16 protein-coding genes are annotated in these 15,769 nt (G+C 48.3%); all 16 read left to right on the plus strand.

The features are described from left to right. Positions 1-251 precede the first annotated feature (251 nt). The 16 genes from ACTRDR_RS10580 to ACTRDR_RS10655 all read left to right on the plus strand — a co-directional run bounded on the left by ACTRDR_RS10580 (position 252) and on the right by ACTRDR_RS10655 (position 15,746). Positions 252-428 carry a hypothetical protein gene (locus ACTRDR_RS10580; protein WP_022154643.1) on the plus strand — a complete coding sequence of 59 codons (177 nt, stop codon included), beginning with the start codon at positions 252-254 and terminating at the stop codon, positions 426-428. 155 nt (positions 429-583) lie between these two features. Beyond that, entirely contained in the window at positions 584-1,258 is a 675-nt protein-coding gene (locus ACTRDR_RS10585; RefSeq protein ID WP_440527426.1) for a DNA alkylation repair protein, read from the plus strand. A gap of 30 nt (positions 1,259-1,288) precedes the next feature. Continuing rightward, complete coding sequence (locus ACTRDR_RS10590) at positions 1,289-2,287, plus strand: anti-sigma-I factor RsgI family protein (protein ID WP_440527427.1); 999 nt, start codon at positions 1,289-1,291, stop codon at positions 2,285-2,287. A 204-nt stretch (positions 2,288-2,491) separates the two neighbouring features. Beyond that, positions 2,492-3,049, plus strand: a complete 558-nt coding sequence (locus tag ACTRDR_RS10595; RefSeq protein ID WP_440527429.1) for a GNAT family N-acetyltransferase — start codon at positions 2,492-2,494, stop codon at positions 3,047-3,049. 46 nt (positions 3,050-3,095) lie between these two features. Next, positions 3,096-4,055, plus strand: a complete 960-nt coding sequence (locus tag ACTRDR_RS10600; RefSeq protein ID WP_440527430.1) for a GTP-binding protein — start codon at positions 3,096-3,098, stop codon at positions 4,053-4,055. Then, the gene (locus ACTRDR_RS10605) at positions 4,043-4,789 is read left to right on the plus strand and encodes a DUF5058 family protein (RefSeq protein WP_022154639.1); all 747 of its coding nucleotides are present in this window, start codon (positions 4,043-4,045) and stop codon (positions 4,787-4,789) included. The genes ACTRDR_RS10600 and ACTRDR_RS10605 overlap by 13 nt, the downstream gene beginning before the upstream one ends. A 189-nt stretch (positions 4,790-4,978) precedes the next feature. Next, complete coding sequence (locus tag ACTRDR_RS10610) at positions 4,979-5,758, plus strand: hypothetical protein (protein ID WP_176862720.1); 780 nt, start codon at positions 4,979-4,981, stop codon at positions 5,756-5,758. 139 nt (positions 5,759-5,897) lie between these two features. After that, positions 5,898-7,337 (plus strand): M20/M25/M40 family metallo-hydrolase, encoded by a 1,440-nt coding sequence (locus ACTRDR_RS10615; RefSeq protein ID WP_440527431.1) that lies wholly within the window; start codon positions 5,898-5,900, stop codon positions 7,335-7,337. A gap of 101 nt (positions 7,338-7,438) precedes the next feature. After that, positions 7,439-7,987 (plus strand): phosphohydrolase, encoded by a 549-nt coding sequence (locus ACTRDR_RS10620; protein ID WP_440527433.1) that lies wholly within the window; start codon positions 7,439-7,441, stop codon positions 7,985-7,987. Continuing rightward, entirely contained in the window at positions 7,977-8,345 is a 369-nt protein-coding gene (locus tag ACTRDR_RS10625) for a hypothetical protein (protein WP_440527434.1), read from the plus strand. The genes ACTRDR_RS10620 and ACTRDR_RS10625 overlap by 11 nt, the downstream gene beginning before the upstream one ends. A gap of 130 nt (positions 8,346-8,475) precedes the next feature. After that, on the plus strand, positions 8,476-9,276 hold the full coding sequence (locus tag ACTRDR_RS10630) for an SDR family NAD(P)-dependent oxidoreductase (RefSeq protein ID WP_118547612.1): 801 nt from the start codon (positions 8,476-8,478) through the stop codon (positions 9,274-9,276). Positions 9,277-9,520: 244 nt separating this feature from the next. Beyond that, positions 9,521-10,051 (plus strand): RNA polymerase sigma factor, encoded by a 531-nt coding sequence (locus tag ACTRDR_RS10635; RefSeq protein WP_440527436.1) that lies wholly within the window; start codon positions 9,521-9,523, stop codon positions 10,049-10,051. Then, on the plus strand, positions 10,048-11,109 hold the full coding sequence (locus ACTRDR_RS10640; RefSeq protein WP_440527438.1) for a hypothetical protein: 1,062 nt from the start codon (positions 10,048-10,050) through the stop codon (positions 11,107-11,109). The genes ACTRDR_RS10635 and ACTRDR_RS10640 overlap by 4 nt, the downstream gene beginning before the upstream one ends. Positions 11,110-11,458: 349 nt before the next feature. Further along, positions 11,459-12,076, plus strand: a complete 618-nt coding sequence (locus ACTRDR_RS10645; RefSeq protein WP_440527439.1) for a TetR/AcrR family transcriptional regulator — start codon at positions 11,459-11,461, stop codon at positions 12,074-12,076. 156 nt (positions 12,077-12,232) lie between these two features. Next, positions 12,233-14,008: an ABC transporter ATP-binding protein gene (locus ACTRDR_RS10650; protein ID WP_440527441.1), complete on the plus strand. Its 1,776-nt coding sequence runs from the start codon at positions 12,233-12,235 to the stop codon at positions 14,006-14,008. Between the two features lies 1 nt (position 14,009). Next, a complete protein-coding gene (locus tag ACTRDR_RS10655; RefSeq protein WP_440527443.1) occupies positions 14,010-15,746 on the plus strand; it encodes an ABC transporter ATP-binding protein in 1,737 nt (578 codons plus the stop codon). Positions 15,747-15,769: the final 23 nt, after the last annotated feature.

Raw genomic sequence — 15,769 nt, forward strand, 5'->3', positions numbered from 1 at the left:
TTGAGAAAGATTCATCTCAACGCGTGCTAATTTAAGACGCATATTTTTCATTTATATAACCTCCTTTCTATATGCATTATATGATATATCAAACAAAATGTAAAGTATATAATACAAAAAATAATAAATATATAACGTTATGTAAAAAAGATTATTATGTTTTGGTAATAGAACTTTTAAGTATTTGATTCAAGTGTCGGAGTAATAAAAGAGTTACGAAATAAAGTAAAAGCAAATTAGGAGGAATTGATATGATGCCATATGAAGTAGGAAAGACGTTTATTATTAGGGTTCCATTATTATCTATAGAGACTTATAAGGAATTATGTTCAGAAAAAGATGGATTACCAGTTATTAAAACCAAGGAAACATTGACAGGGTATACCCACAAACTATTCACGTTGAGGCGGAAGAAGGGTACAGACTAGCTTGTTCCTATCTCCTGTGCCCACGCTGAGGCGGAAGAAGGGCACAGGCGGGCGTTCGCCGCCCCAGCTCTCAATTTCCATCCATGACTGTTTTGCATATCTTCTATGCTTGTGGTACAATAAACAGAAAGCAGGCATTTTGAGGAGAAAATTGTATGAAAGCACAGGAATTATTATTTCAATTGCAAGATAAAGGTTACCGTGATTTTCAGAGCAAATTAATCCCGACGATTCCTGTGGAGACGATTATCGGCGTCCGCATTCCCACTATTCGTAAGCTTGCGAAGGAGTATGGAAAGGATCCGGAGAGCGTAGAGTTTCTGAAGCAGCTGCCGCATACTTATTATGATGAAAATATTTTGCATGCGTTGTTGGTGGCGGAGATCAAAGATTACGAAGCCTGTGTAAAAGAAGTGGAGCGCTTTCTGCCTTATGTGGATAACTGGGCGGTGTGTGATATTTTTTCACCAAAGGTGTTCCGCAAAAACAAAGACAAACTCATAGACAAAATAAGAGAATGGACAACTTCGGGTCACCCCTATACCTGCCGTTTCGGAATGGAAATGCTGATGACACATTTCCTGGATGAGGATTTCCGGGTGGAATATCTGGAGATCCCGGCAGCGGTACATTCCGAGGAATATTATGTGAACATGATGATCGCGTGGTTCTATGCCACGGCACTGGCAAAACAGTGGGATGTCGCTGTTGGCTATATCGAGAAAAAATGCTTGGATCCATGGACTCATAACAAGACTATACAGAAGGCGAGGGAAAGCTACCGGATCACCCGGGAGCAGAAAGAGTATCTGAAAACATTAAAGGTGTAAAACAGATGCAAGAAAGCTATGAGGTAGGATATGAAAAAGAGAAACAAGGAAGAAGTGTTATCAGGTCAAAGAATCAAAATAGCGGCGTTGTTAACGGGAATAAGTTTGTTGCTGTTATCTGGCTGCGGTAATAAAGCACAGGAAGCGGAAGGATCACAGGGACAGACAGACATCGCTGTAACTGCCACAGAACAGACTGCTGCGGCAGAAGAGCAGGCAGAGACAGTAGATCCGGAAACATTGGATTATGCATACCGGCTGCATATCACGATCAATCCCGAATTCAGGTTATATCTGGATGAGCAGTCAAAGGTAGTGGCGGTTACATGTCTGAACCAGGATGCGGAAGATCTGTTCTCAGAGACGGACCTCACGGGGATGGATCTGGAAAAGGCTATGCCTGTGATCATACAGCAGGCAGTGGCAAAAGAGTATCTGGCAGACGGTAAAAATATTACCATAGATCTGGAAAAATCAACGGAGTCCGGGCAGGCAGACACAGTGGAACAGGTGATCGCGGCTGCAGTTACTGCGGAATTAAAAGAACAAGGTGTAGATGCAGTCTTGGAGCTGCAGGATGCCGGTACGCCGGTCGCTATCGAAGGAGCCGACACAGGAGCCGGGGAGACTGTTCCGGATAAGACAGATAATACAGGTAATGGATCGGCAACAAACGTTTCACAGAAGACAAAATGTAGTGCCTGTGACGGAACCGGAATCTGCCAGGAATGCAAGGGTGGTACAGCACCTTGTAAGCGTTGTGGAGGATCTTTGTGGGAGACCTGCAGCACCTGTGGAGGCAGTGGAAGACAGACCTGTCCCGGATGTGGCGGCAGCGGTGTGGATGCTACCAGCGGAACCAGCTGCAGGCATTGTGGAGGCAGTGGTGGAAATACCTGCCAGCAGTGCGGTGGAAGCGGCGGTAAGTCTTGTAGTATCTGTCATGGTAAGGGTGTGATCTCTGATGACTGTATTCTGTGTCACGGAGACAAAAAGTGTACTGTATGCGGCGGAAGCGGAGAACTATAAAAAAGCAAAACAATTAAGCTGCAAATGAAAAAAGTAAAAGCATAAAAAGTAAAAGCATAAAAAGTAAAAGCATAAAACCGCAAAAGAATAAAACATAAAATCATAAAATCACAAAAGAAGAAAAACGTAAAAACATAAAAAGCAAAAGAATAAAACGTAAAAGATAAGTCAGTAAAGGAATGGAACAGCATGAAGGATCGTTATATGGAATTTCGCAGGGCACGCAGAGAAGAAGCAGAAGAGATCCTGCAATTATACCGTTCTCTGATCGGAACCGAATATTGTGTCTGGACAGAAATTTATCCAACAGAACGGGAAGTGGAATTTGACCTGTCGAGAAATGCATTGTTTTGCCTGTATGAGAAAATGCCGGAACCTGATGAGAGAGAACAAAGGGCGAGGCTGTCGGAAGAACAGACAGCGGAACCGCTGCCGGTTACGAGAGGACGATTGATGGGCACAATCTCCATAGACGATGACCCGGAAGTGGAGGCACTGTCCTGTTGGTCAGAGGACCTTACCCCGGTGGCAGAGCTGTCCAGACTGGGAGTGGCGGTAGAATATCAGAATCGCGGCATTGCCAGGATCCTGTTGCAGGAAGCTATGGCGGAATTGAAATCACAGGGTTATAAGGCGGTACACATTTTAGTGGCAAAGGACAATGTGAAAGCCTTGCGTTCCTATGAAAAATTACATTTTACCACGGCAGGGGAATGTGAGCTTTTCGGGCATTCCTACTGGTGTTATGAGAAAGAATTATAGAAGTGATCACTATGCAAATCAATGAAACAGAGAGGAAAGACGATATATGGTAACGATCGATCTGATCACAGGCTTCCTGGGATCCGGAAAGACTACTTTTCTGAAAAAATATGCGGAATATCTTATGGATCAGGGACTGCATATTGGTATTCTGGAAAATGATTTCGGTGCTATCAACGTGGATATGCTGATGCTTCACGAACTCAGGGGAGATCAGTGCGAACTGGAGATGATCGCCGGAGGATGCGATGCGGAGAGCCACAGGAGGCGTTTCCGTACGAAACTGATCTCCATGCGAATGTGCGGTTATGACAGGGTGCTGGTGGAGCCGTCGGGAATCTATGATGTAGATGAGTTTTTTGATGTACTTCGGGAGGAGCCGCTGGACCAGTGGTATGAGATCGGCAATGTCATCGCCATACTGGATGCAAGACTGGAAGATAATCTATCAGAGCAGGCGGACTATCTGCTGGCATCGGAGGCTGCCAATGCCGGAAAAGTGATCCTGAGCCATGCGGATGCAGCCACCAGGGAACAGTGTGAGGACACGGTGACACATCTCAACCGGGCACTGGAACAGATCCGCTGTGACCGGAGAATCGACCCCAAGAAGGATATTTTACAGAAAAATCTCACGGATCTGACAAAAGAAGATTTAGAGGAAGTATCCAAATGCGGTTATCGTCTGGAAAGTTACCGCAAGATGGATTTAGAGAATGGACAGAGCTTCGACTCTTTATTTTTCATGGAAGAGAAGATTAAGCCGGAGGCTTTGGAACGGGCGGTGCCCAGACTGTTTGCCGACAAGTCCTGCGGAGAAGTATTCCGGATCAAGGGTTATGTGAAAAACGGAGCAGGACAATGGATGGAATTGAATGCTACACCGGACAGTCATACAATGCAGTCTGTCGCAGTGGGGCAGGAGGTGCTGATCGTCATCGGAGAGCATTTACAGGAAGATAAAATCAGAGAGATTCTGAAGGAGGAAGAGACATGTCAATCTTAAGCCAGTTAAACAGTGTACCGATGTACCTGATCTGTGGAGGGATCATTGCTTTTGTGGCGGTGGTCTGTGTGATTTTTCTGGTGAGGGCATACCGCGCCGGGCAGGCACTCGGTATGGATACCACGAAAATGAAGCGTACGATCATCTCCAGTGCGACCTTTTCCCTGTTGCCCAGTGTGGGGATCCTGCTGGGTGTCATCGCCCTGTCGGGAAGTCTGGGAACACCCTGGCCGTGGCTTCGATTGTCCGTGATCGGTGCGCTGCATTATGAGACCCAGGTGGCGCAGGCAGCGGCGGAGCAGGTGGGAATGAGCACATTGTCTGCTGCGGAAATGACACCGCAGGCATTTTCCACGATCGCACTGCTCATGAGCATCTGCATTATCTGGGGCATGGCATTGTCTATTTTCCTGAATAAAAAATATACACAGAAGCTGACCTCGAATAAAAAATCCGGCAAGCCGGGCTTCGGAGATATGGCAATGACTGCCATGTTCATCGGACTGGTCAGCACCTACATCGGAAGATATCTCGGCGGTTTTATATCGGAGAACGGATTGTTTACGTTTCACGGAGATTACATTCCGTTAGTGGTAATGGCGGTATCGGCACTGGTGATGGCAGGATTTGTATACCTCATTGAGAAAAAAGGAAAAGCCTGGGTGGACAGCTTTTCCATTGCCGGAAGCATGATCATCGGCATGACGGCAGCCGTACTGGTGGGATTGCTGTAAAGTACTCTTCTGAAAAAGTTTTAAGTATCTATGAAATGTCGGAAAGCAAATGAAATAGTTGAAATAGAGACATTGTGTTGAAAACAGAAAAGCTGAAATCTGAAACAGATATTCAGGACTGAGAGTCCGAAGCTGAAAGCTGAATCCTTAGGAAGAGCAATAGCTTCCAAGCTGAAAGGAATAAAAATTATGGAAAATAATGTAGAATTAAATAATACCGAACGAGATCATACAGGTGTAAATACCCCTGGCACAGTCGGTGTCGATGCAAATACACAGCAAACACAGGGTGACAAGTCTGCCTGGGATATTTATACGAAGAAAACACATGTCATCGGGCGGACTGTGAGTATCATTACGCTGGTGATGTTAGTTGGAGCACCGTTTCTCATCGGTAAGCTTTTAGGTGCGTATCCGGATCTGGGGGCTGTCGGCAAGGGGTTCCTCTCTGTGGGAATCGTATGGCTGGTCAGCAGCATCGCGGAGTTTTTGATCTATACACCGATGCTGGGAGCCGGCGGCGGATACCTGGCATTTATCACCGGTAACCTGATCAATATGAAGATCCCCTGCGCGGTCAATGCGAGAGACATGGTAGGAGCGAAGACCGGAACCCCGGAAAATGAGATCATCTCCACAATCTCCATCGCTACATCTTCCCTGGTGACAATCCTCGTCCTGGCACTGGGCGTGCTATTGATGGTGCCGCTGCAGCCCGTGCTGCAGAGTGAAGTATTGCAGCCGGCTTTTGAAAATGTGGTTCCGGCGCTGTTCGGTGCCATGGCGTACAAATATTACCGGAAAAATATGAAGATCGCTGCATTGCCGCTGATCCTCATGAGCCTGTTGTTCATTCTGGTACCGTCCCTGATCGGCTCCACCAGCTTTATGATCGTTCCTTCCGGCGCCATTGCCATCGGTGTGGCATATCTGCTGTTCCGGAAAAAGAATACACAGAGTCCGAAATAGACAAAATGCCCCCAATAGTGTAAATACCGGGGCTGAATAGTCAGAAGACTATAAGGACAGAAAACAGATGAATGGAAAAGGGGCCAAACCTGTCGGGTTATGTGAGTAATAGAAGGTAGCGCCCGGAAAAGAGGAAAATATGAAATATATAGGTTTCATTTTACTTGCAGTGGTTGCGGTTATTATAGTACTGCTGTTGATCGCGGTGCTCCGCACCCTGCTGATGCCGTCGAAGACTTCGACTTATGTGGCAGACGAACCGGAGGAGGAAGCGCTGGCACTGGCCCAGAAGCTGTCGAAAATGATCCAATATGACACCACCTCCTATGCCAACGTGGCAGAGGTGGAGAAATTCTTAGGCTTCCATAAGGTGTTGGAGGAACTGTTCCCTCTGGTACATGAGAAGCTGGAGAAGACAGAAATCGATGGTAATCTGTTATTTTACTGGAAAGGAAAAAGCTCTGAGAAGCCGATCCTGATCATGAGCCATCAGGATGTGGTGCCGGCGGAGGGTGAATGGGTTCATGCACCCTTTTCCGGAGATATCGCGGAAGGAAAAGTATGGGGCAGAGGCGCATCTGATACCAAGGCCTCTGTCATGGCATTTTTCCAGGCGGTGGAGGAGCTCCTGGCGGAAGGGTTCGTTCCGCCCACCGATGTCTACCTGGCAAGCTCCTGCACGGAAGAGTGGGGCGGTGATGGTGCACCGAAGATTGTTGCAGAATTGCAGCGCAGAGGGATCGAACTGTTCCTGGTATGCGATGAGGGCGGTGCAATCATCACCGAACCCATCGGCGGCATTCACGGCAATTTTGCCATGGTAGGCGTATTTGAAAAGGGCAAGGCAGATGTGAAGTTCACCGCACGGAGCAACGGCGGTCATGCCAGCGCCCCGTCGAAGGGAACGCCCATTGCCAGATTGTCCGCTTTTGTCAATGAGGTGGAGACGCATTCCCCGTTCCGGAAAAAGCTGCTGCCGGAGGTATCGGCGATGTTCACAGAACTGGCGCCCTACGCCGGATTTGGAATGAAGCTGGTATTTGGTAATGTGTGGCTGTTCGGCCCGGTATTAAAAGCGGTCATGCCTGCGATCAGTGCCCAGGCAGGTGCCATGCTGAAGACGACGATCGCTTTCACGGTGCAGAAGGGCTCCGATGCCTATAATGTGCTGCCCCAGGAAGCCTATGTGGGTGCCAACATGCGATTCATTCCTCATCAGGGAGAGAAAGAAAGCCTGGAGATCATCAAAAAGGTGGCTGATAAGTACGGACTGGAGACTGAAGTGCTGCATGCCAATGACTTTACACCGCCGGTAGATATCCACGGCGAAGCATTCCGCTTAGTGGAAAATACGATTGCAGAGACTTTCCCGGGCCTGCCCTCCAGCCCTTATGTCATGACGGGAGCGACCGATGCACAGTTTTACCAGCCAATCTGCAGGAACTGTATCCGTTTTGCACCGGTAGTCTACGGACCGGAGCAGATGAAGGGAATGCACGGACTGAATGAAAATATTGAGTATAACTGCCTGCCCGGTGCGGTTCGGTTCTATAAGAATCTGATCCGTGCGGAGAAGTAAGGCGGTAAAGAATAGTAATGCGGAAATAGTTTTTTATCTAAGAAATGACTTGCAATGAAATTTTGAAACAGAAGTAACGCTAACAGAACGGAGAAAACACAATGAACACCATGACAACGTATTCCGGCAGAAAATTCGATCCCATGCAGATGACGCCTGAGGATGTATATATAGAAGACATTGCGCATGCACTGAGTTTACTGTGCCGGGGCGGTGGACAGCTGACCTATTTTTATTCGGTGGGACAGCATTCCGTGAATTGTGCACTGGAAGCGAAAGCAAGAGGGTGGTCTAAGAGGCAGCAGCTTGCCTGTCTGCTCCATGATGCCAGCGAGGGATATATTTCGGATATCATTCGCCCAGTGAAAATCTATCTGACCAATTATCTGGAGATCGAAAGTAAGATTATGGGAATGATTCTTACACACTTCGGACTGGATGATCTGACGGAAGAGGAGAACCTCCGCTGGAAACAGATCGATGATGAGATCCTGGAACTGGAACTGAAGACATTGCTTCATGGCGAAGAGAACAGAGCAGTGCCGCCGCTTTTTTCCGTGCCGGATCTGGCGGAGCATACGCCCGGAGAGATTGAAAGGCGGTTCTTACAAGAGGCAGAGCGACTGGGGGTACACGGAAGTGATCGTTGAGAAGAAGCCGGAGCGCAGTTATTCTACGACAGTAATGTACATTCTGGCATATTTGGATCGTTATGGCTATCCGGTATTGATTCTGATAGCAGGAGCGCTGGCAGACTTCTACCGGGGGAGAATTACAATGTTGTTTGTACTGGCAGTGGGAATATTATTGGATGGAATCTATAATCTGGTGGGGTATCTGTGTCGTTGGAGACATATTTATCTCTGCTATCAGAGCATGTGCCATACGAAGATGACACCTTCGCGGATTGAGTGGGATCGGATGACAAAAAAGGATGCGTACGGCATTCCTGCAGCTTTCATTATTGGCGGAATCATAGGAATATTGGTGAGTATTTTTCTCAGGTAAAGCGCTTATAATTATGCTATAATGGTAACTATTCAGAGCTATGCAAAACTGCGTTCCGCGAATGCTTGCATTCAGGCAGATAAGCAGTTTTATAAGGAAATAGATAAAAACAAGAAAGGGAGGGTATTTTATGGGATTTTTAACAGGAAAGACAGCAATCATCACTGGCGGAGGAAGAGCGGTATTGAGTAACGGAGAGTGCGGATCCATCGGTTACGGTATTGCCACCGCCTATGCCAAAGAAGGTGCCAATCTGGTGCTGACCGGACGCAATGTACAGAAGCTGACGGATGCGAAGGAAGAACTGGAGGCAAAGTACGGTATCAAGGTACTTCCCGTACAGGCAGATGTCAGCGCCGGTTCAGACAATGAAGCAATCGTACAGAATGTGGTGAAGCAGGCGATTGACACTTTCGGAAGGATCGATGTACTGATCAACAATGCCCAGGCTTCCGCTTCCGGTGTAACCATCGCAGATCATACCACCGAGCAGTTTGACCTGGCGGTATATTCCGGTCTGTATGCAGCATTCTACTATATGAAGGCTTGCTATCCTTATCTGAAGGAGACCAAGGGTTCTGTTATTAACTTTGCCTCCGGAGCAGGTCTCTTCGGTAATTTCGGACAGTGCGCTTATGCGGCGGCCAAGGAAGGTATCCGCGGACTGACCAGAGTCGCAGCTACCGAGTGGGGTCCCGATGGCATCAATGTCAACGTTGTATGTCCTCTGGCATGGACCGCACAGCTGGAGAAATTCGAGCAGGCATATCCCGATGCTTTCAAGGCAAACGTCAAGATGCCTCCTATGGGACATTACGGCGACGTGGAGAAGGAGATCGGCCGCGTCTGCGTACAGCTGGCTTCTCCCGACTTCAAGTATATGAGCGGTGAGACCCTGACACTGGAAGGCGCTATGGGACAGAGACCGTAAGCTGCTGAAAAATAATTTTTAAAACTAATACTTGAAAGAAAGTAAGAAAGATATTATAATCGAAGCATAAAGAGAAGCAACCGCCCACAAGTGGTTAGCCTCCCGGTAATTGTTTAGTAAACCTACCTGTACTGGCCAAGTGACAAGGTAGGTTTATTTTTTGACCAAAACGGGACATTTCCGGGGGCTCTTCCGTCTAATAGTCATAAGACGTATACTTATGAGGAAGAAAGGACGAGAACGCATGGGAGAGATAGAACAGCTGGTGCGCAGGGCAAAAAAACGGGATCCGGATGCTTTTACAGAGCTGATGCAGCTTCATGAGAAGGACATGTACCGGACAGCCAGTGCCATCCTTGCGCAGGATGCGGATATTGCGGATGCCATACAAGAGACCATTCTCACTTGTTGGGAAAAAATCGATACTTTACAGAAAAACCGGTATTTTAAGACATGGATGGTCCGCATCCTGATAAACAAATGTAAAGACATTTTACGTTCCGGGAGGCGTGTCGTATGTGTGGAGGAATTTACGGAGCGGGAAGCGAAGAATACCGTGGAGACAGAAGCTAACCTGGAATGGAAGGAAGCCCTAAGAGGACTGGACGAAAAATATCGTCTGATCGTGGTCCTGTTCTATGCAGAAGGACTGCGGACAGCAGAAATCGGGAAGCTTTTGAAGCTGCCGGACAGTACAGTGCGCACGAGGCTTGCCAGAGGGCGGGAGCAGATGGCGAAATATTATGCAGGGACAGAGGAAGGAGGCAGAAGATGAGGCAGAAACAGGCAAAGCAAGATTTATGGATAGAGAAACAGCTCGTAACAGAAATGCTGAGACAGGCAAAGGAGATAGAGATTCCACAGATTGTGTTGGAGCGGGCAGATGCTTCTTATGCGCAGATCCGGCATCAGGCAGCGCAGGAAAAATGTATGGCGGTCGCTGCAAATAGGAACGGATGCCGACAGGGGGCAGCAGGCATCCTGTTGGCGGTAGTAATACTTTCCGCCACAGCTGTCTCTGCCACTGCCGTCGGAATCGTCGGTTACCGTAGGTACATGGCAGAACGCATGACGGACATTGGCACCGAAGAGTTGGGGCATTTGGAGATGGTAGCGGAGCAGGGCAATGTCACAGCAGAATTCAGTAGAGAGTTGACAGCCAGAGAACGGAGCATTTATGAGCAGCTGACAAGAGAATACGAAGCGGACGGCAAATATCCGGTGGGACAGATTCGGGAACTAGCCGAAGACGAGAACTATTCCGGCACTGGTGTGGCAGTCCGAAGTACTCCCGGAGAAGAATACGGTTGTCTGATCTATCTGCCGGATACTGTGCTCACAGAGGAAGAGTGGCTGGAGATTATAGAGTATCTGCATAAACTGGACTACAGCCTTCGGGAAAAACTATGGCAGCAGAAGTATTCCGAGGTTTCCTATTTTGACAGATATGAACAGATGACGGATGCGGAGATTGATGAATTATATGCCTTACTGGCTTCTGCACCAGTAGATGTATGGGGAACAGACAGCCGTAACCTGACAGCAGAGGAACAGAGCCGCTATGAGCAATGGACGGAAAAGTATGAAGTGGAAAATGCCTATACAGAGTCACCCATTAAGGTCATAACTGATCCGGAAGAATATGATGGACAGGAGCTTGCCTACTGCATCAGTGATGCGAGGTTCTATGAGCCGGAGCGTGAGCTGACGGATGAGGAAATGTTGCAGCTGATCGATCTGGAGCACAAAAACCAATATATCTTTGAAAGGATCGGCCGGGAGATCGAGTGCGGAAAACGGGCAGGATGGCCACAGACATATCATTTGCAATAGAAAAGACACTTGACAATAGAGATCACATGCTGAAGTGCGTAATTAGACCACAATATGTGGCTCTATACTTTTGCAAAAGTAAATATGAAATATCAGAAAATGATGTCATCAGGAAAACAGTAATAGCAGGGGACGACGGTTCTGCTGACGAATGAGGCGGAAGTGAGTGAAACGCAGAATGGTAGTACTACCGCATGGATAAATATGCAGGAAGGTGCGGTTGCCGGTTTTGTAGCGGCAAAGGGAGATACAGCAGTAGGAAAAGTCCCCCCTTGACAAAAAAATAGAAATGTGTTTATATTTATAACAGCGTTATATAACACTGTTATAAATGCTTATGGAGGAAAAAGTGACAAAACCAATCGAAGGAGTTTCAGAGAAAATTCTGGCCTGCGCCAAGAAAGAATTCTTGGAGAAGGGATATTCCGAAGCATCCCTGCGGACCATCGCGGCGAAGGCGGACACCACCACCGGATCCATCTATTCCAGATTCCGGGATAAGGAGGGATTGTTTGGTGCCATCGTGGAGCCGGCGGCAGACGGCCTGATTCAGATCTTTTTGAAGATCCAGGAAGAATTTCACGCGGTAAAGGCAGAGGATCAGCCCAGACTGATGGAAAAATATGTTTCTTCCGGCATGGATGAAATGCTGGATTATGTCTACGAACGGTTCGAGGAGTTTCAACTGTTACTGGATGCTTCCTACGGTACCAGATATCAGGATTTCGTGGAACAGCTGGTAGATATTGAGACAGAGTACACCTATAAGTATATGGAGGCGACGAAATTCCTGCAGGATGGCAGTGAGATCACGGAGGAGTTCGTCCATATTACAGCGAGAGCCATGTTCGACAGCATGTTTGAAGTTGTCCGTCACCGCATGGACAGAGAAACCGCCAGAAAATATATCCATATGCTGGAACAATATCACTATGGTGGCTGGGGAGCCCTCATAAAGCTGGGATAAGGGGAATGTCCCGAAACATCTGAGTGAATCTGAAAATGAAACAGACTGCTTCGGAAAGCGGAGGCAGTCTTATATAAAACCTAATGGTTAGTCTGGACTAATTCTAAACAGACAGTGTTATGTCAAAATGCATAAAAGGAGAGAGGGAAAGATCACATGAAAAAAGAAAGTGTTATGCAGAAGCTGTTTACCTATGCAGGTAACTACAAGTATCTGACCATCGCGTCATGGATCCTGTCTGCCACCAGTGCCCTGATCGCATTATTGCCGTTTTATTATATCTGGCGGATCATGCAGGAGGTGGTGTTGGCAGCACCGGATTACAACAAGGCCCGGAATCTGTCGGGGCTTGGATGGAGTGCCGTGGGATTTGCGCTGCTTTCCATGCTCATTTATATCTGCGCCCTGCTGTGTTCCCACATTGCCGCCTTTCACGTACAGGCCAATATGCGAAGCACTCTGATGCGTCATATTCTGACGCTGCCCATGGGATTCATGGACAGTGAGGGCAGCGGTAAGATCCGTAAGATCGTCAATGAATCCACCGCAGCCACAGAGACCTATCTGGCACACCAGCTGCCGGATAAAGCGGGCGCGGCGGCAACTCCTGTGGGATTGCTGCTTTTACTGGTAGTGTTTGACTGGAAACTAGGCTTATTAAGTCTGGTGCCTGTGGTATTTGCTTTTCTTATCATGGGAGCAATGACCGGCCAGCGTATGAAAGACAAGATGGAAGAGTACCAGAATGCACTGGAAGAGATGTCCAGTGAAGCCGTGGAATATGTCCGCGGCATTCCGGTGGTGAAGACCTTCGGACAATCGGTATTTTCCTTCAAGCGGTTTCAGACCGCTATTAAAAAATATGAAAAATGGACCATTGCCTATACCCTGGAACTGATGTGGCCTATGGTAGGCTTTACTACATTGATTAATGCCATCTTCGCTGTCCTGATCGGTGCCGCATACTGGTTTGGTGGGGCAGGGGGAGATCCGGAATTACTGATCAACCTGCTATTTTACATCATCATTACGCCGGTACTGACAGTTACCTTAAATAAGATCGCATACAGCGGAGAAAATCAGATGCTCGTGGAAGATTCCCTGAACAGGATCGACGGCATCCTGAACAGGAAGCCTCTGCCGGAAGCGGAAAAGGAACAGAACATCCGGGAATATTCCATTGCCCTGCAGAATGTGTCTTTCCTCTATGAAAATGCAGAGCGGGATGCCCTGCATCAGATCAATCTGGAGATCAGAGAAGGGGAGCATGTGGCTTTCGTAGGCCCCTCCGGTGGCGGTAAGACCACCCTGGCCAGCCTGATTGCCCGCTTTTACGATACTACGGAAGGGAAAATCTGCATCGGCGGTGTGGATGTGAAGGAAATCCCTTCCCCGCAGCTGATGGATATGGTGTCCTTCGTATTTCAGGACAGTAAGCTGCTGAAGATGTCCATTTATGATAATGTCCGTATGGGCAAAAAGGATGCCACCAGAGAGGAAGTCATGGAAGCTTTGAAAAATGCCCAGTGTGAGGACATTATTGCCAAGCTGCCGAAGGGAGTGGATACCGTAATCGGAAGTCAGGGAACCTATGTATCCGGCGGCGAGGCACAGCGTCTGTCCATTGCAAGAGCAATGCTGAAAAATGCGCCGATCCTGATCCTGGATGAGGCGACAGCCTTTGCCGACCCCGACAATGAGGCAAAGGTACAGAAGGCATTTACGAAGCTTTCCGTAGGCAAGACCGTGATCATGATCGCCCACAGACTTTCCTCCGTCGTGGAGGCCGATCGTATCTGTGTGTTGAAGGATGGCGGAATTGTGGAACAGGGAAATCATGAAACATTGCTGGCCCAGGGCGGTCTGTATGCCCATATGTGGGAAGCATATAACAAATCTGTCAGCTGGAAAGTAGGAAAGGGGGAGTATTAGAATGAGCAGTTTACAGGCAAAATTGCAGCATAAATATGCACTTTCCGAAAAAGGTGCAAAGGATATGATAAAGGCATTTGTATCCGTGACATGTTCCAATCTGGTATTGATGTTCCCAGTATGGATGCTGTATTTTCTGGTAAGAGATTATTTGCAGGGGACGATGGCAGGCAGAGGCATGTTTTATCTCATTGGCTGTCTGTTGTGTCTTGCGCTGATCGCCATTACCACATTGATCCAGTACCGGGCTACCTTCCTGGCAACCTATGTGGAGAGCGGGGTACGGAGAATTGCCCTGGCGGAGCAGCTGCGAAAGCTTCCGTTATCCTTTTTCGGAAAAAAGGACCTGTCCGATCTGACCAGCACCATTATGGCAGACTGTGCCACTATGGAGACCGCATCCTCCCATTTCATTCCGGAACTGGTTGGTTCTTGTATCTCCACCACCCTGATCGCTGTGGGTACCTTTTTCCTGAACTGGAGAATGGCAATCGCAGCACTGTGGGTACTGCCGGTGTCTTTCCTCATTGTAGGATGTTCCGGCAGGGTACAGAAGAGCTTAAGTAAGAAGCAGATGAAATTGAAAATGGACTGTGCGGACGGCATTCAGGAATGCCTGGAGACCGTACGCGACCTCCGGGCCAACAATGCCCAGGCTGAGTACATGGAAGGCTTAGAGGGCAAGATCCGTGCTGTGGAGAAACATGCACTGGTGACGGAGCTTGGAACAGCAGTATTTGTGGGAAGTGCACAGATGATTTTAAAGCTTGGTATCGCCACAGTGGCACTGATCGGCGGTGCATTATTGGTACAGGGGGAGATCGATATCCTGACCTTCTTCGTATTCCTCCTATTGGTATCCAGAATGTATGATCCCCTGCAGGTGGCACTGCAGAATCTGGCAGCTATTATCAGTACCGGTGTGCAGTGTGACCGTCTCGACGAGATCCTGTCCCATGAGATCCAGACCGGTGCCGACACCATGGATCCTAAGGGGTATGACATTGTATTTTCTCATGTGGGATTCTCCTATGACAGTCAGGATACTGTACTTCGCGATGTCACTTTCACGGCGAAACAGGGCGAAGTGACAGCACTGATCGGCCCTTCCGGCGGCGGTAAGACCACCGTGTCCAGACTGGCTTCCCGCTTCTGGGATATCAATAAAGGTAAGATCACCGTGGGCGGCATGGACATCTCCACCATCGATCCGGAGACCTTGATGTCTCTGTACGCCATCGTGTTCCAGGATGTGACGCTGTTTAATAATACGGTGATGGAAAACATCCGTATCGGCAAGCAGGATGCTACGGATGAAGAAGTGCTGGCGGCGGCAAAACTGGCGCACTGTGATGAGTTCGCGGAGAAGCTTCCGGACGGCTGGCAGACCATGATCGGTGAGAACGGTTCGGAACTGTCCGGGGGTGAGAGACAGCGTATCTCCATAGCTAGAGCATTCCTGAAGGATGCGCCCATTATCCTGTTGGATGAAGCAACGGCTTCCCTGGATGTGGATAACGAGACGATGATTCAGGAAGCCCTGTCCAAGCTGATCCGCAACAAGACCGTTATGATCATTGCACACCGTATGCGTACCGTGGCGGATGCGGACAAGATCGTCGTATTGAAGGATGGCGTGGTGGCAGAACAGGGATCCCCCGTGCAGCTGGAAGCAAAAGATGGCATTTACCGGCATATGAAAGCCACTCAGATGGAGGTCGCCGACTGGAAGTGGTGATCTTGAGAGTGCGAAGCACGGAA

Source organism: Simiaoa sp. (assembly GCF_051972595.1).
Lineage (GTDB): Bacteria > Bacillota > Clostridia > Lachnospirales > Lachnospiraceae > Acetatifactor > Acetatifactor hominis.